The sequence below is a fragment of the Lentzea sp. NPDC051208 genome (assembly GCF_040682435.1).
Classification (GTDB): domain Bacteria; phylum Actinomycetota; class Actinomycetes; order Mycobacteriales; family Pseudonocardiaceae; genus Lentzea; species Lentzea kristufekii.
Window position 1 is genome coordinate 205,920 of sequence record NZ_JBFBAW010000005.1, and the last position, 23,491, is coordinate 229,410.

A 23,491-nucleotide genomic window follows, 5' to 3' on the forward strand; every position below is an offset into this window, starting at 1 on the left:
TCCGGACGCGCGAAAAAGGGGGTTCTGGTGCGACCATGTGTGTATGGCTGCTGTGAAGTCGCACCCCACTCGGATTGTCATTGTCGGCGGTGGGTACGTCGGGATGTACACGGCTCTCGGACTGCAGAAGAAACTGCGCTCCGGTGAGGCGTCCGTGACGGTAATCGACCCGCAGCCGCACATGACCTACCAGCCCTTCCTGCCTGAGGCGGCGGCCGGCTCGATCGAGCCGCGCCACGTCGTCGCTCCACTGCGCAAGGTGCTCAAGCGCTGCCACGTCGTCACCGGCCGCGTCACCAAGATCGAGCACTCGCGCAAGATCGTGACCGCCGAGCTGTCGGACGGTCACGTCGAGGAGATCGAGTACGACGTGCTCGTCTCCGCGCTGGGTGCGATCTCACGCACGCTTCCGATCCCCGGCCTGGCCGAGGTCGGCATCGGCATGAAGACGATCGGCGAGGCGATCTACGTCCGCAACCACGTGCTGTCGCGCCTGGACCAGGCAGCGAGCACGAACAACGCGGACCTGCGCAAGAAGCTTCTCAGCTTCGTCGTCATCGGTGGTGGCTTCGCGGGCATCGAGACGCTCGCCGAGCTCGAGGACATGACGCGGTATGCGCTTCGGTACTACGAGGGCATCAAGCCCGAAGAGATGAACTGGGTCCTGGTCGAGGCCGCCGGGCGGATCATGCCCGAGGTGTCCGCCAAGCTCGGCGCGTGGACCGTCGAGGCGCTGGAGAAGCGCGGCATGAAGATCTACCTCGACACCCGCGTGAAGTCCCTCGAGGGCGGCCACGTCATCCTCGACGACGGCACCGAGTTCGACTCGGACACGATCATCTGGACCGCCGGCATGAAGGCGAACCCGGTGCTGCGCAACACGGACCTCCCGCTCGACGAGCGCGGCCGCGTCCGGTGCACCGCCGCCATGCAGGTCCAGGGCCTCGAAGGCGTGTGGGCCGCCGGTGACTGCTCCGCGGTACCGGACCTCTCGCGCACCGAGGAGGACCCGACGGCGACGTGCGTGCCGAACGCGCAGCACGCCATCCGTCAGTCGAAGCTGCTGGCGAAGAACATCGTCGCGTCGCTGCGCGGCCAGCAGCCGAAGGACTACTTCCACAAGTACCTCGGCTCGGTCGCGGGCCTCGGCCTCTACAAGGGCGTCGCCGACGTGTTCGGGCTGCGCTTCAAGGGCCTGCCCGCGTGGTTCATGCACCGCAGCTACCACGTGATGTTCATGCCGACCGTGAACCGCAAGCTCCGCGTGCTGATGGACTGGACGCAGGCGCTGTTCTACGGCCGCGAGGTCGTGGCCCTGGGCCAGATCAACGACCCGAAGTCGGACTTCGATCGCGCAGTGCAGTCCTAATTTTAACTGTCTGTGAGTGACGTCGTGCCCCGGACGATCTCCTCGTTCGGGGCACTCGTCTGACCTCAGGGCGGAACTTGAGCGCCCGATCGGAGTAAGCTCCGAGGGTCGTCTTGACATTGCGTTACGTGTTTCGGAAACTACGGCTGGTGCATCACCTGAATGCGTGATTCGCCATGTGGGGAAAGAGGTGATCCCGATGTCTCTCGAGGAGCTGGCCGCACAGCTTCGTCGCGGCGAGATCGAGGACCCCGCTTTGGCGCAGTACGCCGCAGAGTACGCGCAGGCGGGGCAAGTTTTCCGCAGCAAGAAGGACGATTGAGCAGGTCGGCTGACGGGCGGGTGCCAGGTGCCCCGTCCGAGGCTGCCAGACCCCTTCTGCTCCAGGGTCAGGAATACCTCTTCCGCTCACCGCCCAAGTGCCTGGACTTCCAGGAACAGGTCCACCGCCTCGGCATGGTCGACGAGGGCGACGGCAACCCCGAACCCTGCGTGCTCGTGCTGGCCCGCGCCGCCGACATGGAGATGAACGAACTCTCCATCGCCCTGGCCGAGCGCGGCATCCGGATGGCGAGGATCGACGCCGACCGCTGCGTGGACCTGCCGCTCTCCGTCTACACCGACCAGCCCTTGCTCGAGCTGGACCGCTGGCTCCTGCGCCCCCTGCTGGTCTGGCGCCGCCACTTCGAACTCTCCGCGGTCCCGGTGGAGCCAGGAACCCTGGCCGGCGCCTACGCGGTCGACCAATGGGCCTCAGTGGCCAACTGGCTGTCCTCACGCTCCGACTGGGCTCACGTGAACCCGTCACGCTTCTCGACGCACCTGGACCGTCTGACGCAGCTTTCCGACGCGTCCGCCTTCGGCTTGCGTGTGCCGCGCACGGCCGTGACAACCCGCCCGGGCCGAACGCGCCCAGGCGGCGGCGCCTGCATCGTCAAAACGGCGGGCAGACACCTCCTGGAACCACGCCCAGGCGTACAACACGGCCTGTTCCCGCGCCCGCTGGAAACCTCCCGCGCCTCCGACGCCCCCGAACCGGCACCCGTGATCGTCCAGGAGTACGTGCCGTCCGAGACCGAGCTCCGCGTGTTCGTCGTGGGCGAGCAGTGCCTGGCCTACCAGGTCGACAAGCTGGACCCCGCCCAACTCTGGGTGGATCCCGACGCCGTCCGCGTCACGCCCACCACGGTCCCCGCGTCCCTCTCGGACAAACTCCTGGCGCTGGCCCGGCACTGGCGCGTCCAGGTGGCGGCGTTCGACCTGCTCGTGACCGGCGGTGACCACGTGTTCCTGGAGATCAACGTCAACTGCGACTGGCGCTGGTTCGAGCACAGGGCAGGCGACAACAACGTCTCCACGGCCGTGCACGACTGGGTGGCGCTGCGGTTCAAGGAACTGCTCGGTGCAGGAAGGGCACGCTGATGTCCGGGGCCGATCGACGCTTAGCCGGATGCTCGCTCTAGTCCAATTCGCTGGGCCGCTCGGGCGAGAAACGACCATCCGCTCACACAAGCCGACGATCAACGCCTAGGCTCACCGCGCCCCCGTAGCCCAATCGGTAGAGGCAGGTCCCTTAAAAGGATCACAGTACGGGTTCGAATCCCGTCGGGGGCACCATCTGGATCCGCATCAGGATCAGGTGCCTGATCAGGCGTTTCATGCTCTGCGGCCACCGCTTCGACGATCCGTTCGGCCGTATCCGCTACCTCCGAAAGATGCGCGGAGGGGAGCCGGAGAGTAACCAGAAGTTGATCATGGTCATCGTTCAGGCGGACGCCGAGCTGGGTGATCTTGAACAGCTGTCGTAGCAGCACGTCAGGAGCCTTGCTCAGGTTCGTGACCAGGTGTGGAAGCGCATCGAGTAGCGCGATGTCTGCATCTGCCGGCCCGATTGGCACTGTTGTACCAATCGATGTGGTGTTCGTCACGAGCGTCTGCTTCTGCTCGTCCAGTTCGTTGTAGGTCTGCCGCAGTTCGCGGCTGAACGCGTCGTCGCTGTCCTGGGCCTGGCGGAGGATGGCTGTCTGCCGCCGCTCGATGCCGGTGAGTGAGTGTCCGTTCGTCCCGTTCCGCTTCAACGCGTCGCTGCACGGCCTCATGATCGTCGACACGTACGCCGTGCCGAGCACAACCAGTCCGCTGCAGGTGGACCGGTGTCCTGACCGATCAGCAGCTGTGGTCTTCGTCACCGGGTCGACAACCCTTGCGTGACAAGCTACCGTGTGTGGCGTGAGTGACGAGCCGGTCACAACGGCACTACTGCGCGGCACGCTCGAATACTGCGTCCTCGCCCTCGTGGCGGAGGAGGAGCTGTACAGCACGGAGCTGCTTCGCCGGATCAGCGACGAGTTGCAGCTGACGGCCAGTGAGGGCGCGATGTATCCGCTGCTTTCCCGGCTTCGAAAGTCCGGGAAGATCGCAAGCGGCTGGCGCGAGTCGGCCAGCGGTCCGCCGCGCCGCTACTACACGCTGACTCCCGAGGGTGCGTTGGTGCTCAACCAGTTCCGTGAGCGCTGGGCGACCTTCCGCTCCGGGGTGGATCGGATCTTGGGAACGGAGAGCGCATGACCGAGCGCAACGACTCGTTGGTCGCCGAGTACCTCGCGCGCGTGTCGCGGGCGACGGCGGGTCTGCCCGCGGATCGGCGCGAGGAGCTGGTCGGCGACCTTCGCGAGCACATCGAGACGAGCCGGGCCGACCTGTCGGCCGAGACGGAAGCCGAGGTGCGCGGAATCCTCGACCGGCTCGGTGATCCCGCGGTCATCGCCAGGGCCGCGGCGGAGGACGCCGGACTGCCGGCGGCGCCGGGTGGGGTCTCGGACGTCGTCGACGGTCGTTCGCCTGCGGGTCCGTCCCGCAGGCGCCGCGTCTGGCTCGTCGTGGCGATCTTGGGGGGCATCGCGTTGCTGCTCTTGGTCGTGGCCGCGCTCTTCTTCGCGCACAATTCTGAGGGCGGTGCGGCGATGGCGCTGATCACGGGTGCTATTCCTGGTGGATGAGTTCGTTGTACGGCGATTTGATCAAAACAGTTCGAATTGGAGCATTTTTCGGTTGAAATGTTCCATTGTGGAGTGCGCTGTTCAAGTGCGTCTTGACGGTCGCTCGACCGTCTCGCTAGCTTTCTGCTGCTTTGGCAGGGGGTAAACATTGCTCTCTGTTGTTTGTCTATCCTGGGGAGAATAGATGAAAAAGCAGTTGGCAACTGTGTTCGGTCTGGCCGTCGTCGCTGGTTCCGTGCTCAGCGGTACGGCGGCGGCGGCGCCGGTGGTGGCCCAGGGGCCAGTGCCGAGTTGTGTCGCCACGGACGCGTGGGACGACTTTCCTTGGACGTACGCCAAGGCGACCAACAACTGCGGTAACTCGCAGCGGTTCTACTTCCTGTGGGACCGTGCGGTCGATGGGGGTTGCATCACCCTGAACTCGGGCTACTGGCGTTCGGAAGGCCGCGCGTACCAGGCTCGTTTCGCCGGCCTGGACAGCTGCTGATCGACGGTTGGCCCGGCCCCTTCGCGGGGCCGGGCCGCTGTCCGCCCAACCCTTCGAGAAATGGCGGGCAAATGACTGTTCCAATTCTTGAGGTAAGCGCCCTGGACGTTCGGTACGGCAGCCGGCACGCCATTCGGCAGGTGTCGTTCCGCATCGGCGCCGGCGTGACGGGGCTGCTCGGACCCAACGGTGCCGGCAAGTCGAGCCTCCTGCGCTCCGTGGCTACCGCGCAGCGACCGGACGGCGGCTCGGTGCGGATCAGCGGGGTGGAGGCGGCCGAGCCCCGGCACCACCGGGCGGTTCGCCGCCGGATCGGCTACCTGCCGCAGACACCCGGTTTCTACCCGGGGTTCACCGTGCGGGACTTCGTGCTGCACATCGCGATCCTCAAGGAGATCAGCGGTCGCCGGGCCCGTCTCGAGGAACTCGACAGGGTGCTCACGGCGGTGGAGCTGAACGACCGCCGTCGTGATCGGATCAAGTCGCTCTCCGGCGGCATGCGGCAGCGGCTCGCGCTCGCCTGCGCCATGCTCGCCGACCCCGAGCTGCTCGTCCTCGACGAGCCCACGGTGGGCCTGGATCCCGAGCAACGGCTGCGTTTCCGAGGCCTGATCACCGACCTCGGACGGGACCGATCGGTGCTGCTCTCCACGCACCAGACCGACGACGTGGCCGCGCTGTGCTCTCGCGTGATCGTGCTCAACGGCGGTGAGGTTCGCCTCGACGACACTCCGCACGCGGTCGCCGAGGCGGCCAGGGGACGGGTGTGGGAGAGCTCCGGGCGTGACGGCACCGCGCTGGCCTCGTGGTCGACCGGCGACGGCAGGCACCGCAACATCGGTGACCCACCAGCCGGTGCCCACCTGCTCGAACCGGCCTTGGACGACGGATACCTGGTGCTGATGAACTCCAGCCGGAGCAACGTCACCAGTGGCGGTCGCCGATGACCGCCACACTGGACGTTCCGCAGGAGGCTCGGCCCGCTCCGCGCGGGATCTGGCGGGCGCTCGTGCTCGGCGAGATGCGCGGGCTGACGACCCACCCGGCCGTGCTCGTGTCGCTCGCCGCGATCCTCGCGCTCTGGCTGGTCCCGCTCGCGGTCAACCCGGCCGGCGCGAGATTTCCTTACCTGACAGCACTTTCGGTCACCCTTCAGTACCCGCTGCTGCTGCTCGCAGGCGGTACGTTCATCGCGGCCAACATGATCGCGCTGCGCCCGCACCGCCATCAGACATACGAGTTCGAGTCCGCGCTGAGCGTGCCGTGGTGGCGGCGGACCGCGGCTCTGGCCGTCGCGACGCTCGCACCGGCGACGATCGGGCTGCTCGTCGCGGGCGCGCAGCTCGCGGTGCAGGTCTCGGCACCCGGTGCCGCCGGGGTCGTGCGGCCGGGGGAGCTCCTCGCCGTGCCCGCGGCCACCGTGCTCGCCGGGCTGCTCGGCATCCTGGTGGCCGTGGCGTCGCGGAACACCGCGGCGGGGTTCATCTCGATCGTGGTGCTCGCGATCGTCACGTTCTTCGGACTGGCCTCCGGGAGCCGGGGTCGGTGGCTGACCTTCGTCGCCGGTCAGAACCCGTTCGAGGAGCCGCCGATGCCCGCCGCGCTGCTCGACCGTCCGCAGTGGTGGCACCTCGCCTGGTTGCTGGCGCTGTCCGCGGTGGTGGCCGGCGTGACGCTGTGGCTCTCCGGGCTGCGCCGCCGGATCGTCCCGGTGGCGACCGCGCTGTCGTTGGCGGTGGCCGCGCTCGCCGCGACCATGCAGCTGGTCCCGCCGTCCGACGAGCTGGACGAACGGCTCGCACAGGCCCAGAACGCGCCTGCGGGACAGCAGGAATGTGTCGTCCGCGGCAAGGCCACGTACTGCGCGTTCCCGGAGTTCCGCAGCCGGGTCGACGCGTGGTCGGAGATCGTGGACGGGCAGCTCGCCGTGGTGCCGGAGGATCAGGCACCTGCGGCGCTCTTCGTCCGGCAGCATCTGCCGATCGCGACCGGGGACGAGGGAGCCGGACTGCCGCTTCCGCTGGACAAGTGGTCGGCGGACGACGCGGCGGCCGGAACACCGGACGCCATCCCCGTGTCCACGCGCTGGACGGAAGGCGGCACCGACTCGTTCGACGAGACCGAGGTGATCGGCTTCTCCGCGTGGGTGGCGGCGGTGCTGGTCACCCGCGGACCGCTCGGGGCGAACGGGACCGAGCTGTGCGGAGGCCGTGGTGCCCTGGCGCTGTGGCTCGCGACGAGCGCGACCCCGGAAACCGCCAAGGCACTGGCCACGATCGACTCGCACCGCTCCGGTGGCGGTGGCGTGGTCTCCCTGACCTCGCTCAACTCCTACGCCGGGGTGATCGTCGGCCCACGGGAGGCGGCCCTCGCCAGGACGCTGCTCGCGAGCGACCCGGCAACCGTGCGGGCCGCGGTGACGGCGAACTGGAACGAGCTGACGGCGCCGGGCACCGACGTCTCCCGTGCCGCGAAGCTGCTCGGGAGGTCGGAACCAGGACCCGCCGCGCCCGGCATCGGGATCTGCGGGTGAACGCGGACGTCCTCGCGACCATCGTTCGCACCAGCAGGACCGGCCCGCTCGCGTGCAGCGCGGCACTGAGCGTGCTGGTCCTGCTGGTGCCGATCGTGCTCGGCGCCGAGCTGGACTTCCTGGACGCGACGCTCACGCTGCACCTCGCGATGGTGGCGATGCTGATCGGCACGGCGTTCGTGCTGGACGATCCCGCCCAGCCGTTGACCGAGGTGCTGCCCTACTCCGCCAGGTACGTCAGGGCGGTCCGCATGGCCCTGACCCTGGTGCCGGTCACGGCGTGCTGGGCGGTGCTGCTGTTGCTCGCGCCGATGACCGTGACCAGCGCGGCCGCCTTCCCGCGGGCAGGCCTCGTGGTGGAGCCGTACGCACTGCTGGCCTGGACGTGGGCGTGCGCCGTTTTCGCCGGCGCACGTCGCGGGGGACGTGGCAGCACGCTCGCGGCCCCCGCGTTGCTCGTGCTGAGCGTGGTGCCCGCGTTGTTGCCGGATCCCGTCGCGTTCTACGTGTCACCGGGTGCGCCCGCCTACGAGGAGTCGAGGCTGCGCTGGGCGGTGCTCCTCGTCCTGGGGCTGGTCGCGCTGCTGGTCGTCGTGGCGCGGTGGAGGCCGGTCGCGGGTGGTCGGTGACGTGTCCGAGGACGAAGACGTGATCGGAACGGTGGCAGACATCTGCAGTTCACAGCAGGTGCGCGCCCGTCAGCCGGTGTGGTCTTCGTCACCGCTCGCGGCTACCAGGTAGGGCGGGCCGTCACGCCGCCGTCGACCACGAGGTCGTGCCCGGTGATCCACGAGGACAGGTCCGAAGCGAGGAACACGCACGCGTCACCGATGTCCTTCGGCGTGCCGAGCCGGCTCAACGGCGCCGCTGCCTGCCACCGCGCGACGCCCTCCGGCCACTGCTCTTCGATACCCGGACGGAAGATCAGCCCCGGCGAGACCGTGTTCACGCGGATGCCGCGCGGACCGTATTCCAACGCCGCCGCACGCGCGTGCATGATCAGGCCCGCCTTCGAGGCGGCGTAGTGGGCGTGGCCCGGTGCGGGGTGCCTGCCCTCGATCGACGCGATGTGCGTGACCGAGCCGCCGGGCGGCAGGTGGCGGACCGCGGCCTGGGTGACGGCGAATGGGCCCAGCAAGTTGGTGTCCACAACAGACTGCCATTGCGCGGCGTTCATGTCCGGCAAGGGTTCGACGGGCTGGATGCCGGCGTTGTTCACGACCGCGTCGAGCCTGCCGTGCTGAGCGAAAGCGTCGTCGACGACGCGTTGAGCTGAGGTGCGGAGGTCGCCGTCCTCAAGACCTCGGTGGCGGACGACGGAGGCGCCCGCGTCGGAGAACCGCAGCGCGATGCCGTTGCCGATCGTGCCGGAAGTGCCGGTCACCAGCACCACCTTGCCGCTGAGATCGATCACGTGACGATGCCTTCCACTCGTGAGGCCAGCCAGTCGACGATCTCACCCCGGCCGGCGACGAAGGCGTTCGCGGCCACCGAACGGAACTCGCCGCCGGCCTCGCGGACCAGCACCGCGCCCGCGGCGACGTCCCACGGGAACACGCCGATGTTCGCCGCGGCATCGGCCCGGCCCGCCGCCACCCAGGCGAGCGAGAGGGCCGTCGAGTAGATGCGGCGGACATCGGCCAGAGCCAGCAGGTCGGTCAGCAGGTCCGTCTCGCCGGTGTACGGGCTGCCGGGCAGTGGGATGTCGGTCAGCACCAACGGCCGCGGGCTCGTTCCGGGAGTGATCACCAGACCAGTCGACCGAACGCTGAACGGCACGCCCGAAGCCGCCGTGAAGAGCTCGTCGCGGAACGGGTCGAGCACGCAGCCCGCGACCAGGACACCGTCCACGGCCGCGGCGACCGAGATGCACGAGAGAGGGATACCGCGCACGAAGTTGCGGGTGCCGTCGATCGGGTCGACGTACCAGGTCACGGAGGCCGTCGCCGAGCCCAACTCCTCGCCGACCACCGCCGAGCCGGGCGCGCCCGCGGTCAAAGCGCCGCGCAGGAACGACTCCAGCTCGACATCGGCTGAGCTCACCTGGTCGAACGCGCCCTTCGGCGCGACGTCGACGTGGATGTCGCGCAGCAGGGCAGCGGCGTCCACGCAGGACTGCACGGCCAGCGAGAGGAGATCGGAAGGAGTCACGGGGCCCATTGTGATCGGTCACAAACACGACCGGATGACTCTGGGCAACGTCCCACGCGCCCCAGTGACCTGAGCCACCACGATGAGCTGACCTGACAACGACGTTGGAGGATCGGAATGCGAATCGTGGCCGGGTTGGCTGTCGTGGCGATGTTGGTCGCCGGAACAAGCGCCGCACAGGCGGACACGCTCGACTACGTGGCGTTGGGGGACTCGGCGGCGGCCGGTCCGCTGATCCCGAACCAGGACCCGGCGCTGTGGTGCCTGCGCAGCGGCAACAACAACTACCCGCAGGTCGCGGCCAAGATCCTCGGCGCGACGCTCACCGACGCGACGTGCTCGGGGGCGAAGACCGACGACTTCGCCGGGCGGCAGTTCGGGTTCGTGAAGCCGCAGTACGAGGCGCTGAAGTCCACCACCGACCTCGTGTCGATCACGATCGGCGGCAACGACGTGGGGCTCGTGCAGACCGCGCTCGGCTGCATCAACCTCCTGCCGGAACCCGCCGGGCTCTCCTGCAAGGCACGGCTCACGGCCGGTGGTGACCAGGTCGCCGCCGCCATCGCCGCGTGGGCGCCGGAGTTCGGCGCGGCCCTCGACGAGGTCAAGCGGCGGGCGCCGCACGCGAAGATCGTCGTCACCGGCTACGGCACCTACATCCGGCCCGGCGGCTGCTACCCGGTCCAGCCGATCTGGGCGCGCGACGCCGACTACCTGCAGGGTTCGGTGAACCTGCTCAGCGCGACGGCCAGGGCTGAGGCCGAGAAGCGCGGCGCGACCTACGTGGACCTCGCGGCGGTCAGCGTCGGGCACGACACGTGCGCCAGGCCGTCCGAGCGGTACCTGGAAGGGCTGATTCCGACGACGATCGCGGCGCCGCTGCACCCGAACGCGGCCGGGATGGAGGCCTTCGGCAAGGCAGTCGCACAGGCTGTGCGTTGATCGGCTTGTTGCTCGTGGCGGGGCTCGTCGCGACGGCCCCGCTGCCGGTCACCTACAACTCGTTGCCGGCCGTGGCGGTGACGATCTCGGACCCCGGCGCCGCGCCTCCGGGAGCCAACGAGTGGAGCTGTCACAGCACGAAGAGGCCGGTCGTGCTGCTGCACGGCACACACGTGAACATGACGCTCAACTGGAACGCCCTGTCGCCGTTGCTGAAGAACGACGGCTACTGCGTCTTCGCGCTGAACTACGGCGGTCTGCGGTTCGGCCAGGTCGGCGGCACCGAGCCGATCGAGGAGTCGGGGCTCGAACTCGCCGAGTTCGTCGAGCGGGTGCGGATGGCGGCCGGAGCGTCCGAAGTGGACCTGGTCGGTCACTCGCAGGGCGGTCTGCTCGCGCAGTACTACGTGAAGTTCCTCGGTGGCGCGGTGAAGGTGCACGACGTCGTCGGGCTCGCGCCGACGAGCCACGGGTCGGACGCCGCGGGCTTCGACCGGTGGATCTGGTCGCTGCTGCAGGTGTTCCCGGCGCTGCGCGGGCTGGTGGACGCCACCGATCCCGCCGCGCTGCAACAACTGCGCGGCTCGCCGTTCATGAACCTGATGAACAGCACTCCCGACACCGTGCCCGGCGTCCGGTACACGACGATCGTCACCCGGTACGACGGCATCGTCACGCCGTACCGGTCGCAGTTCCTCGACGGCGGGCGCAACATCGTGGTGCAGGACCTGTGCGCCAACGACTTCGTCGACCACCTGGCGCTGGCGTTCGACCACGTGGCGTTGCGGGAGGTGCTCAACGCGCTCGATCCGCCGAGCGCGCGGGCCCCGGACTGCTCAACCCCGGTCCTGCCGCTGGTCGGTGGCTGACCTGGCCGCCAGAGCGGCGGTGAGCAGGGTGACGTGCTCGATCCTGGTGGGGTCGAGCCCGGTCAGCTCGGCCACGCGCCGCAGCCGGTAGTCCACGGTGTTCGGGTGCACGTGCAGCTCGGTCGCGGCAGGGCGCCGTGACCCCCGCCGGAGGTAGACCTCCAGCGTCTGCACCAGTTCCTCGGTCAGCGGCGCCACGATCTCCGCGAGCGGACCGAGTGCCGCGCTCGGCCGGGACAGCTGGTACTCCAGCAGCACGTCGGTGAGCCGGTACAGGCCCGGACCCGACCGCACTGCGACGTCGAGCACCTCACGCGCGAGCCTGGCGGCGGCCGCGACCCCGGCGGGAGGGGCCGCGACCGCTGCCACGGTCAACGCCACCCCGGTCGCCCTCGTCACGTCCGACACGATCTGCTCCACGCGGGAGTCGTCGCCCGGCACCAGCGCGAGACCACCGGCAGGGGTGAGCGAGGACAGCACGGGCTCACGGCTGTGCCGCTCCAGTTCGGTCCGCAGCCTCCGGAGCTTGCGCCGTCCGGCGACGGCGGCGTCCACACCGTCGGTGAGCTCGTCGGGGTGCGGCGGCACGTGCATGGCCAGCGCGACCACCGGCCAGTCCGCGTCGCGCGTGCCGTCGAGCAGCGCGGTCAGCAGCGTGTGCCGGGCGGACCGCTCGTCGTCGAACATCGTCTGCCGCTCGTCGAGGTAACCGGCGCTCACGACCGGCGTCACGGCCTGCAGGTAGCGCATGGCCAGCGCGTTGAGCGCCAGCACCTCGCCGACCTCCTCCGGCCGCGCCTCGGGCACCAGCACGTCCCAGACCACCTGGATGCCCACGTGGTACGCCGTCAGCACGACGTCGATGGGCACGCCTTCCTCGGCCCGTCGTGCCGCCGACTCGCGCAGGAACCTCAGCTCTTCCGGCGCCGGCAGCTCGCGGGTGCGCAGCACCTCCGCGAACGCCCGCAGCGTCCCCTCGATCACGCGGGCGATGTCGCCGGACAACTCCTCGGCAGGCAGTTGCCGGTAGGCGGGCACCCGTTCGGTGATCTTCGCGAGCACGAGCCGCACGAAGGACGGCAGCTCCGCCACGATCCGCTCGTTCAGCGGACGACCACCGATGATGAAGGACATCCGGTGATTGTGGCCGATCTACAGCTCGATCACAGTGCCGTCGAGCGGGACTTCGACGCCTGCCCCGCGCAGCTCGGCCGACTCGGGAGACGACGGGTCGAGCACCGGGTTGGTGTTGTTGAGGTGGGTGTAGATCCGCCGCACCCCCGGAAAACGCCGCAGCTCGGGCAGGCTCGCGGTGATCGGCAGGTGACCCATGGCGGCCTGCCCGGACGAGCTGCCGGTCGCCGAACCCATCTCCGAGGCCGCGTAGAACGTGCCGTCCAGCAGCAGGCAGTCGGCCCCGGCCACCACCTCGTCGAAACCGTCGGGCCACGACGCCAGGCAGGGCGCGTAGACCAGCACGCCGCGCGAAACGGGATCGAAGAACCGGTAGGCGACCACCCAATGGCCGTCCACAGTGGACGAACGGGCGTACTTGGGGCGCTTGCCGCTGATCGGGATCGCCGAGACCTGCAGCCCGCCGACCTCGAACGGCTGGTCGACCTGACGCCACTCCACCGGCGCGTAGCCGTCGATCACGGTGCGCAGGTCGAACTGGTCCTTCAACGCGTGCAGGACCGTGCCCGGCGCCCAGACTGTCAGGCCCGCGCCGCCTCGCAACGTCAGTAGCCCCAGCGTGTGGTCGAGCTCGGCGTCCGTGAACAGGGCACCGCGCAACGGCGTGTCGCGCGCTCCAGGACCAGGGTCCAGCAACGAACACGAAACGATCTGCGTCCGGATGTCCGGCGAAGCGTTGACCAGCCACCAGTCGGTGCCGTTGCCGCTGATCGCCAGGCAGTCCTGGGAACGCGAGGGCAATGCTCCGGAACGAGCGCGCACGCACAGGGGGCACGCGCAGTTCCACTGCGGGAACCCGCCCCCTGCCGTCGTGCCGAGCAGGACCGCCTTCACCGCATCTTCCTCATCGCCATCGCGGGGACCTCGGACGGCGCCATCTCGGTCTCCAGGATCAGGTCCACAGTGGACCGAGCGGGTGACAGGGAACAGACGGGATCGGTCGCGGCGGCGTCACCGGTCAGCTGGAACGCCTGGCAGCGGCACCCGCCGAAGTCGATCTCCTTGCGCGGGCACGAGCGGCAGGGGTCCTGCATCCACTCGAAGCCGCGGAAGGCGTTGAACGACGACGAGTGGTGCCAGATGTCGTGCAACGAGGAGTCGCGCACGTTCTCGATCTCCAGCGACGAGATCACCGTGGCGGCGGGACAGGGGAGCACGTCGCCGTTCGGCGCCACGGTCAGCTGCCGGGCGCCCCACCCGTACATGCAGGGTTTCGGGTGGGCCTCGTGGTAGTCCGCGATGACGTAGACGATCTCCATCCGGCCGCGCAGCCGTTCCTGCGCCGCGGCCACGACCGGGTCGGCGACGGCGAGCTGGGCACGGGTCGGCAGCAGCACCGCGCGGTTGCGCAGCGCCCAGCCGTAGTACTGGGTGTTGGCGAGCTCCAGGCGCTCGGCACCCATCTGTTCCGCCATCGCGATGATGCCGGCGATGTTGTCGAGGTTCTGCCGGTGCAGCACCGTGTTCACCGTCAGCGGCAGGCCCTCGTCGAGCACGTGGGCCGCGGCCTCCACCTTGCGGTCGAACGCCTTGATGCCCGCGATCCGGTCGTTGCCCTCCCGCGTCGCGTCCTGCAGGGAGAGCTGCACGTGGTCGACGCCCACGGAGGCCAGCGAACGCAGCCGGTCCCGCGAGAGGCCGACCCCCGACGTGACCAGGTTGACGTAGCAGCCGAGGCTGTTCGCGTGCGCCACGAGCTCGGGCAGATCGGGGCGCAGCAACGGTTCGCCGCCGGACAGGTGGATCTGCAACGCGCCCAGGGAACGGGCCTGGTCGAACACGCGCCGCCAGTCCTCGGTCGGCAGCTCGGCGTCGCGGCGGACCAGCTCCAGCGGGTTCGAGCAGTAACCGCACTGCAACGGACACCGGTGCGTCAGCTCGGCCAGCAGGCCGAAAGGCGCCTCAGCCATCGACGTCCACCACCCTTCGTTCGACCATGCGGGCGATCAGCGAGGCCACGTCCCCCGGTTCGACACCGGCGTACTCGTCGGCCAGCGCCACGGCGATGTCGCCGACGGAGCGAACGCCGTCACAAAGCGCCACGACGGAGGCCGCGGTCTCGTTCAGCACCAGCACGCCCTCGGGGAACAGCACCACGTGCGCGGAACGGATCTGGTCGTAGGTGCACTTCACGCCGCGCCGGATCCGCGGCACGGCGTCCAGCGCGACGGCCGTCGTCACGGCCTGCCCCTGCCCGAGTAGTAGTCGACGGCGTCCAGCACGGCCCGCAGCACGTCGCACTTGAACGACAGCGCGGCCACGGCCGCCAGCTGCTGCTCACGGGTGACGGAGTGCTCGACCACGATGTCCACAGTGGCCTGTCCCTCGCCGGCGACCGCCTGGATGCGGTTCGTGAAGTAGGCGAAGCCCTCCTCGGCGATCCACGGGTACTGCCCCCGCAACGCCGCCAAGCGCTTGCGCATCAACGCACCCGAGAACATCTCGGTGAGGCCGGAGGCGATGGCCTCGACCCACGGTTTGGTGCGCGCGAAGTTCACGTAGGCGTCGACGGCGAAGCGCGTGCCGGGCAGCACGTGCCGTTCGTCGAGCACCTCCTCCCGCGTCAGCCCGACGGCCTCCGCGAGGCGGATCCAGTTCTCCGCGCCACCCTCGCCCGGCCGCGTGCCGTCGTGCCAGACGATCCGCTCGCGCCACTGGCGCCGGATTTCCGGCGACGGGCAGTTGGAGAGGATCGCGGCGTCCTTCTGGGCGATGCAACGCTGGTAGTACCAGCGGTTCGCGGCCCACGCCTGCAGCTCGTGCTTGCTCAGCTGCCCGGCGTGCATGCGCAGGTGGAACGGGTGGCTGTCCCAGTACCGGGGTGCGAGGGCGCGGAGCTCGGCGACGAACTCCGCGGGGGCAACGGCAGTCATGGACGGGAACTCCTCCAGGAACGCGCGCGGGGGCCGGGATCCCCGGCAGCCTGCCAGGGATCCCGGCGCGATGCCTGACGTCAGCTGCGGGCCGCGTAGGCGGTGACCTCCATCGGAGTGTCGAAGTCGCGGAAGTCGGGCTTGACCCACTCGCGCTTGACCTCGGGCAGCTTCGTCTCGCTGGTGGTGACGGCAACGTTCATGGCGCAACTCCTCGGGTGTCCGGCCCGCATGCCCGAGTGGGCGTGCAAGCGCTTTCCGTTGGGGCGCGGCGGCGACCCACACGGTATGTCTTCCGGGTCGTCAAGGTCCAGACCGTCCACGAAGTTACCCGGAATCATCGGAGGGAAATCGTCTTGTTTCGCCCCAGTGGCGGCCGGGCATTCCGGAACCTCCGACCACTGTTGCGGGGCACTGCGATCTGTGATTGCGTAAACACGCCCTGCAACGCCGCCGCCGCAGACCCTCACGAGCGGACCGAAGGAGAGCACACATGCGTGCTCGTCGTATCGCAGCAGCGGCAGCCTGTACTGCCATGGCCGCGACCCTCTGCGTGATGCCCGCCTCGGCGCAGGACGATCCCTCCGTCCTGGCCGAACGGACACTCGCCACGAAGCTGGACATCCCGTGGGACATCGAGTTCCTGCCGGACGGCAGCGGCATCTTCACCGAGCGGGACACCAGGAAGATCAAGAAGATCACGGGCACCACCGTGACGGAACTCGACACGGTGGAACAGGCCCAGCTGACCGGCGGTGAGGGCGGCCTGCTCGGCCTCGCCGTGTCGAAGTCCTTCGCGACCGACAACTCGGTCTTCATCTACTACTCGACGGCCAGTGACAACCGCGTCGCCAAGCTCCAGCTCGGCGGCACGCCGCAGCCGATCGTCACCGGGATCCCCAAGAACCGCTACCACAACGGCGGCGGCCTCGAATGGGGTCCGGACGGCTTCCTGTGGGCCACCACGGGCGACGGCCAGAACACCGCCACCGCGCAGAACTGGAACTCGCTGGGCGGCAAGGTCCTGCGCTTCGACGAGACGGGCAAGCCCGCTGCCGGCAACCCTCGCGCCGGCAGCGTCGTCTACTCGATCGGGCACCGCAACGTCCAGGGCATCACGTGGATCGGCAACACCGCGTACGCCACGGAGTTCGGCAACAGCAGGACCGACGAGGTCAACCGGATCGAGGCCGGCAAGAACTACGGCTGGCCGACGTGTGAAGGCAACTGCAACACCGCGGGCATGACCAACCCGGTCAAGACGTGGTCGACCAGCCAGGCCGGTCCGACCGGCATCGCCTTCTACAAGAACGCCCTGTACGTCGGCGCGGTCACCGGCAAGCGCGTGTGGAAGATCCCGGTGAACGGCACGACGCTCGGCACCCCGCAGGCGGTGTTCACGGGCTACGGCCGCGTGCGCGCGGTGGCGCCGGCGCCGGACGGCACGCTCTGGCTGGGCACCTCCAACCAGGACGCCAACGGCTCACCGGGCGCGAACGACGACCGGATCATCTCCACTGACGGTTAGGACCAGTTGCGAGCAGCGGGCATCCGGCGGAGCTGGTCCAGCACCGCCGGATCCTGCAGCTGCATCCACTGGATCACCTCGGTGTAGGTGGCGCACACCGTTTCCGGCTTGTCGCACACGTACTCCATGAACTGCTCCATCGCCGTCGAGAACGCAGACCCGTTCCACTCGTTGAAGTGGTTGCCGACGACGATCGGCGCGCGGTTGCCGTTCAGCGCGGCCTGGTGCACCGACTTGTAGGTGTCGAGGACGATCTGGGCGAAGTCGCCCGCGCGCCACGGTTCGTCCTTCGCCTGGTTGAGCGAGTACCAGAGGTTGAAGTCCATCATGACGACCTGCTTGCCCAGCGCGGGAACGCGGACCTCGGGCATCGGGAACTCATACAGTCCGTTCTGGACGGTCGGCCACTGCACGCCCAGCGCGACCTTGCTGGTGTCGTAGACGAGCCCGTTTGCGGCCATCGCAGGGAAAGCCTGGTCCCAGTTGCCTTCCAGGCACGGCGTCCGTCCACCCCGGACGGCGTCGGCGGGCAGGTTGAGCCCGGCGGCGCGGGACCTGTCGACGATCTGCTTGAACTGGGCGAGTTCCGCGTTCCAGGCCGCGGTGTCCCACTTGTCGACCGACGGCTGGGTCCCGTTCGAGCAGAAGTGGCCGTTGTAGTGCGTGCCGATCTCGTGGCCGTCGGCGATCACCTGGTTCAGGTAGCCGATCCGCGAGGCGACGTCCTGCCTGGTGCCGCCGAAGTCGATGTCGGACAGGCCGCGCTTGAGGCCCGCCGGCGGCTGGTACTGGTTCTTGTCCGGGTCCGCCAGCATGTAGACGCCGGACAGCAGCCCCGTCACGTGCGCGTTCTTGGCCTTCGCGATCGGCAGGACCTTGTCCCAGTGCTGCTTGGAGACGGCGCCGTCGAACGAGAAGAGCACGAACTGCGGTGGCTTCTCACCCGGCGTGAGCTTGTGCATCCACGGCTGCTTCCGCACCTGCTCGGGCGTGGCCGCCGGCACCGTCGGCGTCGGTCCCGCGTCCTTGGGAGCGGGCAGCCTCGGGGCCATCGGCAACGGGCCGGAGTCCGCCTGGTTCGCCGGGTCCTCGTGCGCCCCCAGCGTCATCACCACTGCCAGAACCAGCCCCAGAGCAAGGCCAGTGGTCAACCATCCCCACCGTTTCACACCTTAGGAGACGACTGATTACCCGAACGGGTTGCGCGAGGTGCTCGATTGGTCACTGAACGGGTTCGGCGATGACCACTCGGTTGGCTTCGTACCCCTGCTGACCACCGACCCACGTGCCGCCGCAGGTGACCAGCACCAGGCGGTGCGGTCCGCGCGGACCGAAGAACTCGACGGCGCGTGCCGGCAGCTCCTCCTTGCGGATGGTCTCGATCTGCTTGATGCGGAACCTGAACTCCTTGCCCGCGCTGTCGGCGACCACGACCTCACGGCCGTTCTGCGCCTGCCACAGCTCCGCGAACGGGCCCTTCGCGCCCTTCCAGTCGACGTGCCCGGCCAGCACCGTCGCGCCTTCGGCCGCCGCGAGCTCGGTGCCCCACCAGGTCGCCTCGCCGATGCCCTCGGGCACCGGCAGCACGCCGTCCTCGACCTCCTTGCGCACCAGCGTCGCCGAACCGCCCGCGGGCAGCCGGACCGAACCCGGACCGGTCTTGGGCGGCGCGGGCTGCTGTTGCTGCTGCGGGGTGGGGTCGGCGGGCTTGGCGTTGGCCGTGTTCGCACCGCCGATCAAGCCGGTGAGGTCGGGACCGCGGCCGGTGCTCAGGCTGTCCGCGACCGGCCCCGGTCCCACCACCGGGATCTCGTCCGCGACCGGGCGTCCGGGGAGGACCTCGGTCTCGGACGTGGTGACCAGCACGCTGGCGGCGGCCACACCCGCCACCAGCGCACCGGTCAGAAAAGCCTTGGGACTCACTGCCTGCGCCACACCAGGAAGCCTGCCAGCGCCGCACCGAGCAGCACCAGGCCACCCACCGCGAGCATCAGTCCCGGCCGCAGCTGCAGGTCGAACGACGCGGTGGCGACCGGCGTCTGGCCGTCCGCACCGGCGGGAATCGTGCTCGGCACGACCGGCTTGTTCGGCTTGTTCACCAGTTCGAGCGCGAGCGTCTGACCCGCCGCGAGCGTGCCGCACGCGGACGGCGGCGCCTTCGGGTCGAAGAACTCCTCATAACCCTTGGGGGCGGCCACCTCGACGAGGCAGATCTCCTGCGGGGTGCGCAGGTCCGGGATCTCGACCGTGCCGTCGGGGCCGGTCTGCAGCACCAGCGGCTTGCCGTCCGTGCCGACCAGGTCGGTGTCGTCCTGCTTCTTCGCCGCCTTCGCCTGGTCCTTGGCGGTGACGCGCAGCGCGACGCCCGGGATGGCCTTCTTCGTCTCGGAGTCGATCTTCGTGATCTTCACGGCGCCGGGAGCGGTCTTGGCCTGGCCGTTCGCGGCGGCGTTCAGCTTCTTCTCGCCGCCGGTCGTGACCATGCGCTGCATGTCGTCCGTCTGGATCGGGAAGTGCACGACGGGCTTGTCGGCGGGGGAGTCCGCGACGGCCGCGATCGAGGGCTTCGGGCCGGTCGCGATGATCTTCACGGTCGCCGGCTGACCCTCGGCGCCCGTGGTGGCCGTGCCGCTGGTCTTGCCGTCGGCCAGCGTGGCGTCGGTGAGGGTGAAGTTGATGGGCGCGTTCGTGACGCCCTTGTCGTTGGCCTTGACCAGCGCGAGCGTCCAGGTGGACTCGGTGCCGATGATCAGCGGTTCCTTCGGCGCGGTCGCGCTGAGCGTCCACGGGCCGCGGTTGGTCTCGGCGTCGGCCTTCAGGCGCGCGACGGCGTCCATGACCGGCTGGGGCAGCCGCGCGGCGTAGAAGGGCGCGTCGTAGGCGAGGAACTTCGGGTCGGTCGTGTCGAGCCTCACCGCGCCGTCGGGCACCGAGGTCCAGCTGTGCAGCAGGTGCGCGAGAGCGGCGGCCTCCTCCGGCGACTTCGTCGTGGAGTAGCGCAGCAGCAGGTAGGAGATGTTCGCCGCGATACCGGCGTCGAGCTTCTTGCCCGCCTTGGTCAGCAGTTCGTCGCCCTCGCGGTACCCGACACCGCTGTCGGGCGCCGGCAGCGCGTACTGCACGCACCACACCTGCTTGTCCTGCCAGATGTATGACCCGTGCCACTCGCTACCCGCCGTGGCGTTGGGCTGGAGCGCTGACGCGTTGTGGCCGATGCCCTTGACACCGACCGCTGTCGCCGTCGCGGGAACGGTCAGGAGCGCGAGCCCCGAGACCATCGCCACGGCGGCCAGACGTTTCCAGCCCATTTGGATCTTGATCCCCTCTGACCTGCGGATTGTCTCGCGTGCGAGCTTGTCGGTCCCCCACACCGGGGACAAGCCGCCACGAGGGGGAAGTCTCTCGCTACTCTGCGTGTGAACGTGATCGGAATGTGACGCGGCTTACTCGGTTCAGGTAGGACACGCCGCGACACGCCGTAGTCGTATAACGCTCTGGAGTTGGCGCAGTATTTGCACACGTGTGATCGTCGTCGGGGGTAAAGTCGCCTTTACCGATGGGGAACATGGCACTAAGCGTGCTCGTTGAACCCAGTGACGGCGTAAAGCAACGCCACAGGAGGATCAGGTGCGCTCGAGCAGCAACCCGGCCTTCCGCAACCTGCCGACCGGCGGCGGGTACGGAGGCTACGCAGGCTTCGGCCAGCCAGAGCAGGCTGGCTACCAGCAGGCCCCGCCGCCGCTGACCAGCGAGCGGCCGATGACGATCGACGACGTCGTCACCAAGACGGGCATGACGCTCGCCCTGGTGGCCACGACGGCCGTCATCACGTACCTCATGAAGGCGTGGGGCCTGCTGTTCCCCGCGGCGATCATCGGTCTCGTCCTCGCGCTCGTCATCATGTTCAAGAAGATGCCGAGCCCGCCGCTCGTCCTCGCCTACGCGGCCGTCGAGGGTGTCTTCCTCGGCGCGTTCAGCGGGATCATCGGCAACATGGTCGACCGCATGACCGGCAACCCGGGCCAGGGCGTCGTCATGATCGGGCAGGCCATCATCGGCACGCTCGGCGTGTTCTTCGGAATGCTCGTGGTCTACAAGACCGGCGCGATCCGCGTCACGCCGAAGTTCACCAAGTGGATCGTCGGCGCGATCATCGGCGTCGGCATCCTCATGCTCTTCAACCTGGTCATGAGCTTCTTCACCGACGGCGGCCTCGGCCTCCGCAGCGGTGGCCCGCTCGCGATCATCTTCAGCCTCGTCTGCATCGGCCTCGCGGCGTTCAGCTTCCTGATCGACTTCGACGCCGCCGACCAGGCGATCCGCGCCGGCGTGCCGGCGAAGTTCGCGTGGCAGATCGCGTTCGGTCTCACGGTCACCCTGGTGTGGCTGTACACCGAGATCCTGCGCCTGCTGTCGTACTTCAACTCGGACTGACGCTTCGGGTGTGCTGGAGGGGCGTTCCGCTGCGGCGGAGCGCCCCTTCGGCGTTGCGGGAGGGTTCGGAGAATTCAACTTCAGGGGGAATGCGTGGACTCCGCATATCGGCTCGTCATGGAACCGCCGTCAGTCGACGACTACCTGCGCCTGCGCAAGGAATCCGGACTGAGCGAGCGCACCAGGGAAGAAGCCGAGAACGGCATCGACGGCGCATGGGCGAGCGCCAGTGTCATTCACGTGCAATCAGGGGAAACCGCGGGCATGGGCCGCGTGCTCGGTGACGGCGGTTGGTACTTCGTCATCATCGACATGGCGGTGCTGCCGCAGCATCAACGCAAAGGCATCGGCGACGCGATCATGACCGCGCTGCTGGCGAGGATCCGTGAATCCTCTCCAGGCGCTCAGGTCAGTCTGCTCGCGGATCCGCCCGGCTGTCGTCTCTACGCACGACATGGCTTCGTGGAGAGCGCACCGGCCTCGATCGGGATGTGGCGGCGCTAAGCCCGCCAGCGCACGTCCGGCAGTTCGGTGCCCACCTTGATCAGGCAGTCCATGCAGAGAGCGCCCGCCTGGGCGCGTGACACCCGTTCGTCAGGCACCGAATGTTCGCAGACCGCCTCGTAAAAGCTGCGCGAACCGTTGGCCTGGTCGAGCGAGAACGCATGGCACTGCAGGTCGTATTCGCTTTGCCACCACACATAAGGCATGTCCGACCCCTCCTTGCTCATCGGTAGGGACGGACTTCCCCTCGCCTGATGACGTCAATGCGCGACGATTCATCTCATCGGCAGAAAGGGAGCAAGCAAGTAGCTCCGTTCGGGTGATACGGAGCTACTTGCAAGCGTCAATTTGCAGATCTTGAGCGAAAGATCAGCTCAGCCGCTCGATGACCATCGCCATGCCCTGGCCACCGCCCACGCACATCGTTTCGAGACCGAACTGCTTGTCGTGGAACTGCAGCGAATTGATCAAGGTCGTGGTGATGCGCGCGCCGGTCATGCCGAACGGGTGGCCGACCGCGATCGCGCCGCCGTTCACGTTCAGGCGGTCGAGGTCGATCCCGAGGTCCTGGTAGGACGGGATGACCTGGGCGGCGAACGCCTCGTTGATCTCCACGAGGTCGATGTCGGAGACCGACAGGCCCGCCAGCGCCAGTGCGCGCTTCGAGGCCTCGACCGGGCCGAGGCCCATGATCTCGGGGGACAGGCCGGAGACGCCGGTCGACACGATCCGGGCCAGCGGCGTGATGCCGAGTTCGCGGGCCTTGGTGTCGGACATGATCACGAGGGCCGCGGCGCCGTCGTTCAGCGGGCAGCAGTTGCCGGCGTTGATGCGGCCGTCGGGACGGAAGACGGGCTTGAGCTGGGACACCGCCTCGTAGGTGACGCCGGCGCGCGGGCCGTCGTCGGACGAGACCACGGTGCCGTCGGGCAGCGTGACCGGCGTGATCTCGCGGGCCCAGAAGCCGTCGGCGATGGCCTTCTCGGCGAGGTTCTGCGAGCGGACGCCGAACTCGTCCATCTCCTGGCGCGAGACGCCCTTGAGCAGCGCCAGGTTCTCGGCGGTCTGGCCCATCGGGATGTAGACGTCCGGCACGACGTCGAGCGAGCGCGGGTCGATCCACTCCGAAGCGCCGGTCTGGGCGACGGAGGCGGTGCGCGCCTCGGCCTCGCCGAACAGCGGGTTGTGCGTGTCCGGCCACGAGTCGGAGCTGCCCTTGGCGAACCGCGACACGGTCTCGACGCCGGCGCTGATGAACACGTCGCCCTCGCCCGCCTTGATGGCGTGCAGGGCCATGCGCGTCGTCTGGAGCGAAGAAGCGCAGTAACGGGTCACCGTGGTGCCGGGCAGGTTGTCGTAGCCCAGCAGCACGGAGACGACGCGCGCCATGTTGAAGCCCTGCTCGCCGCCGGGCAGGCCGCAGCCGAGCATCAGGTCGTCGATCTGCGCGGGGTCGAGCTGCGGCACCTTGTCCAGTGCCGCGCGGATCATGCGCGCCACCAGGTCGTCGGGCCGAACGTCCTTCAGCGAACCCTTGCCCGCACGGCCGATGGGGGAGCGGGCGGCGGAGACGATCACGGCCTCAGGCATCACGAAACTCCTCGTTGA

General features: G+C 68.8%; 27 protein-coding genes and 1 tRNA gene. 15 read left to right on the top strand and 13 right to left on the bottom strand.

The window, feature by feature from the left end; translation table 11 throughout:
* Positions 1 to 43: 43 nt before the first annotated feature.
* The 10 genes from AB0M48_RS13840 (at position 44) to AB0M48_RS13885 (ending at position 8,017) form a co-directional block, all read left to right on the top strand.
* Complete coding sequence (locus tag AB0M48_RS13840; protein ID WP_363840522.1) at positions 44 to 1,369, top strand: NAD(P)/FAD-dependent oxidoreductase; 1,326 nt, start codon at positions 44 to 46, stop codon at positions 1,367 to 1,369.
* 199 nt (positions 1,370 to 1,568) lie between these two features.
* A complete protein-coding gene (locus tag AB0M48_RS13845; protein WP_256238980.1) occupies positions 1,569 to 1,691 on the top strand; it encodes a hypothetical protein in 123 nt (40 codons plus the stop codon).
* The gene (locus AB0M48_RS13850) at positions 1,688 to 2,791 is read left to right on the top strand and encodes a hypothetical protein (protein ID WP_363840526.1); all 1,104 of its coding nucleotides are present in this window, start codon (positions 1,688 to 1,690) and stop codon (positions 2,789 to 2,791) included. The genes AB0M48_RS13845 and AB0M48_RS13850 overlap by 4 nt, the downstream gene beginning before the upstream one ends.
* Before the next feature lie 118 nt (positions 2,792 to 2,909).
* Positions 2,910 to 2,986: transfer RNA gene (locus tag AB0M48_RS13855), tRNA-Leu, on the top strand.
* Positions 2,987 to 3,598: 612 nt separating this feature from the next.
* Complete coding sequence (locus AB0M48_RS13860; protein WP_363840529.1) at positions 3,599 to 3,937, top strand: PadR family transcriptional regulator; 339 nt, start codon at positions 3,599 to 3,601, stop codon at positions 3,935 to 3,937.
* A complete protein-coding gene (locus AB0M48_RS13865; RefSeq protein WP_363840532.1) occupies positions 3,934 to 4,368 on the top strand; it encodes a hypothetical protein in 435 nt (144 codons plus the stop codon). Before AB0M48_RS13860 ends, AB0M48_RS13865 begins: the two co-directional genes overlap by 4 nt.
* A gap of 184 nt (positions 4,369 to 4,552) precedes the next feature.
* Positions 4,553 to 4,855 (top strand): hypothetical protein, encoded by a 303-nt coding sequence (locus AB0M48_RS13870; protein ID WP_363840535.1) that lies wholly within the window; start codon positions 4,553 to 4,555, stop codon positions 4,853 to 4,855.
* 140 nt (positions 4,856 to 4,995) lie between these two features.
* Complete coding sequence (locus tag AB0M48_RS13875) at positions 4,996 to 5,802, top strand: ATP-binding cassette domain-containing protein (RefSeq protein WP_363840538.1); 807 nt, start codon at positions 4,996 to 4,998, stop codon at positions 5,800 to 5,802.
* Positions 5,799 to 7,388, top strand: coding sequence for a hypothetical protein (locus AB0M48_RS13880; protein WP_363840541.1), 1,590 nt, complete (start codon positions 5,799 to 5,801; stop codon positions 7,386 to 7,388). The genes AB0M48_RS13875 and AB0M48_RS13880 overlap by 4 nt, the downstream gene beginning before the upstream one ends.
* Positions 7,385 to 8,017, top strand: a complete 633-nt coding sequence (locus AB0M48_RS13885) for a hypothetical protein (protein ID WP_363840544.1) — start codon at positions 7,385 to 7,387, stop codon at positions 8,015 to 8,017. The genes AB0M48_RS13880 and AB0M48_RS13885 overlap by 4 nt, the downstream gene beginning before the upstream one ends.
* A gap of 101 nt (positions 8,018 to 8,118) precedes the next feature.
* Here AB0M48_RS13885 and AB0M48_RS13890 read toward each other — a convergent pair whose 3' ends face one another.
* Both AB0M48_RS13890 and AB0M48_RS13895 read right to left on the bottom strand, forming a co-directional pair.
* Complete coding sequence (locus tag AB0M48_RS13890; protein WP_363840547.1) at positions 8,119 to 8,802, bottom strand: SDR family NAD(P)-dependent oxidoreductase; 684 nt, start codon at positions 8,800 to 8,802, stop codon at positions 8,119 to 8,121.
* Positions 8,799 to 9,539 (bottom strand): inositol monophosphatase family protein, encoded by a 741-nt coding sequence (locus AB0M48_RS13895; protein WP_363840549.1) that lies wholly within the window; start codon positions 9,537 to 9,539, stop codon positions 8,799 to 8,801. Before AB0M48_RS13895 ends, AB0M48_RS13890 begins: the two co-directional genes overlap by 4 nt.
* 117 nt (positions 9,540 to 9,656) lie before the next feature.
* On the opposite strand from AB0M48_RS13895, the gene AB0M48_RS13900 reads away from it, so the two are divergent.
* Complete coding sequence (locus tag AB0M48_RS13900) at positions 9,657 to 10,481, top strand: SGNH/GDSL hydrolase family protein (protein ID WP_363840552.1); 825 nt, start codon at positions 9,657 to 9,659, stop codon at positions 10,479 to 10,481.
* Complete coding sequence (locus AB0M48_RS13905; RefSeq protein ID WP_363840556.1) at positions 10,478 to 11,350, top strand: alpha/beta fold hydrolase; 873 nt, start codon at positions 10,478 to 10,480, stop codon at positions 11,348 to 11,350. Before AB0M48_RS13900 ends, AB0M48_RS13905 begins: the two co-directional genes overlap by 4 nt.
* Here AB0M48_RS13905 and AB0M48_RS13910 read toward each other — a convergent pair.
* The 6 genes from AB0M48_RS13910 to pqqA all read right to left on the bottom strand — a co-directional run bounded on the left by AB0M48_RS13910 (position 11,318) and on the right by pqqA (position 15,620).
* Positions 11,318 to 12,484 carry a helix-turn-helix domain-containing protein gene (locus AB0M48_RS13910; protein WP_363840559.1) on the bottom strand — a complete coding sequence of 389 codons (1,167 nt, stop codon included), beginning with the start codon at positions 12,482 to 12,484 and terminating at the stop codon, positions 11,318 to 11,320. The genes AB0M48_RS13905 and AB0M48_RS13910 overlap by 33 nt on opposite strands.
* Positions 12,485 to 12,502: 18 nt before the next feature.
* On the bottom strand, positions 12,503 to 13,378 hold the full coding sequence (gene pqqB, locus AB0M48_RS13915; protein ID WP_363840563.1) for a pyrroloquinoline quinone biosynthesis protein PqqB: 876 nt from the start codon (positions 13,376 to 13,378) through the stop codon (positions 12,503 to 12,505).
* Positions 13,375 to 14,454 (bottom strand): pyrroloquinoline quinone biosynthesis protein PqqE, encoded by a 1,080-nt coding sequence (pqqE, locus tag AB0M48_RS13920; protein WP_363840566.1) that lies wholly within the window; start codon positions 14,452 to 14,454, stop codon positions 13,375 to 13,377. The genes pqqB and pqqE overlap by 4 nt, the downstream gene beginning before the upstream one ends.
* Entirely contained in the window at positions 14,447 to 14,725 is a 279-nt protein-coding gene (gene pqqD, locus AB0M48_RS13925; RefSeq protein ID WP_363840569.1) for a pyrroloquinoline quinone biosynthesis peptide chaperone PqqD, read from the bottom strand. The genes pqqE and pqqD overlap by 8 nt, the downstream gene beginning before the upstream one ends.
* On the bottom strand, positions 14,722 to 15,417 hold the full coding sequence (pqqC, locus tag AB0M48_RS13930) for a pyrroloquinoline-quinone synthase PqqC (RefSeq protein WP_363840572.1): 696 nt from the start codon (positions 15,415 to 15,417) through the stop codon (positions 14,722 to 14,724). The genes pqqD and pqqC overlap by 4 nt, the downstream gene beginning before the upstream one ends.
* A gap of 80 nt (positions 15,418 to 15,497) precedes the next feature.
* Complete coding sequence (gene pqqA, locus AB0M48_RS13935) at positions 15,498 to 15,620, bottom strand: pyrroloquinoline quinone precursor peptide PqqA (protein WP_363840575.1); 123 nt, start codon at positions 15,618 to 15,620, stop codon at positions 15,498 to 15,500.
* Between the two features lie 332 nt (positions 15,621 to 15,952).
* Here pqqA and AB0M48_RS13940 point away from each other — a divergent pair, with 332 nt between their 5' ends.
* Positions 15,953 to 16,945: a PQQ-dependent sugar dehydrogenase gene (locus AB0M48_RS13940; protein ID WP_363840578.1), complete on the top strand. Its 993-nt coding sequence runs from the start codon at positions 15,953 to 15,955 to the stop codon at positions 16,943 to 16,945.
* Here AB0M48_RS13940 and AB0M48_RS13945 read toward each other — a convergent pair.
* The 3 genes from AB0M48_RS13945 to AB0M48_RS13955 all read right to left on the bottom strand — a co-directional run bounded on the left by AB0M48_RS13945 (position 16,942) and on the right by AB0M48_RS13955 (position 20,253).
* Positions 16,942 to 18,096 carry a polysaccharide deacetylase gene (locus AB0M48_RS13945; RefSeq protein WP_363840582.1) on the bottom strand — a complete coding sequence of 385 codons (1,155 nt, stop codon included), beginning with the start codon at positions 18,094 to 18,096 and terminating at the stop codon, positions 16,942 to 16,944. The two genes, AB0M48_RS13940 and AB0M48_RS13945, sit on opposite strands and share 4 nt — an antisense overlap.
* 70 nt (positions 18,097 to 18,166) lie before the next feature.
* On the bottom strand, positions 18,167 to 18,880 hold the full coding sequence (locus tag AB0M48_RS13950; RefSeq protein ID WP_363840585.1) for a class F sortase: 714 nt from the start codon (positions 18,878 to 18,880) through the stop codon (positions 18,167 to 18,169).
* Positions 18,865 to 20,253 (bottom strand): hypothetical protein, encoded by a 1,389-nt coding sequence (locus AB0M48_RS13955; protein ID WP_363840588.1) that lies wholly within the window; start codon positions 20,251 to 20,253, stop codon positions 18,865 to 18,867. Before AB0M48_RS13955 ends, AB0M48_RS13950 begins: the two co-directional genes overlap by 16 nt.
* Before the next feature lie 319 nt (positions 20,254 to 20,572).
* On the opposite strand from AB0M48_RS13955, the gene AB0M48_RS13960 reads away from it, so the two are divergent.
* Both AB0M48_RS13960 and AB0M48_RS13965 read left to right on the top strand, forming a co-directional pair.
* Positions 20,573 to 21,379, top strand: coding sequence for a Bax inhibitor-1/YccA family protein (locus AB0M48_RS13960; RefSeq protein ID WP_090065563.1), 807 nt, complete (start codon positions 20,573 to 20,575; stop codon positions 21,377 to 21,379).
* 93 nt (positions 21,380 to 21,472) lie between these two features.
* Positions 21,473 to 21,883, top strand: coding sequence for a GNAT family N-acetyltransferase (locus AB0M48_RS13965; protein WP_363840592.1), 411 nt, complete (start codon positions 21,473 to 21,475; stop codon positions 21,881 to 21,883).
* On the opposite strand, the gene AB0M48_RS13970 is transcribed toward AB0M48_RS13965, so the two are convergent.
* Positions 21,880 to 22,089, bottom strand: coding sequence for a hypothetical protein (locus AB0M48_RS13970; protein WP_144065796.1), 210 nt, complete (start codon positions 22,087 to 22,089; stop codon positions 21,880 to 21,882). The genes AB0M48_RS13965 and AB0M48_RS13970 overlap by 4 nt on opposite strands.
* 163 nt (positions 22,090 to 22,252) lie before the next feature.
* The gene (locus tag AB0M48_RS13975; RefSeq protein WP_363840596.1) at positions 22,253 to 23,473 is read right to left on the bottom strand and encodes an acetyl-CoA C-acetyltransferase; all 1,221 of its coding nucleotides are present in this window, start codon (positions 23,471 to 23,473) and stop codon (positions 22,253 to 22,255) included.
* Positions 23,474 to 23,491 lie beyond the last annotated feature (18 nt).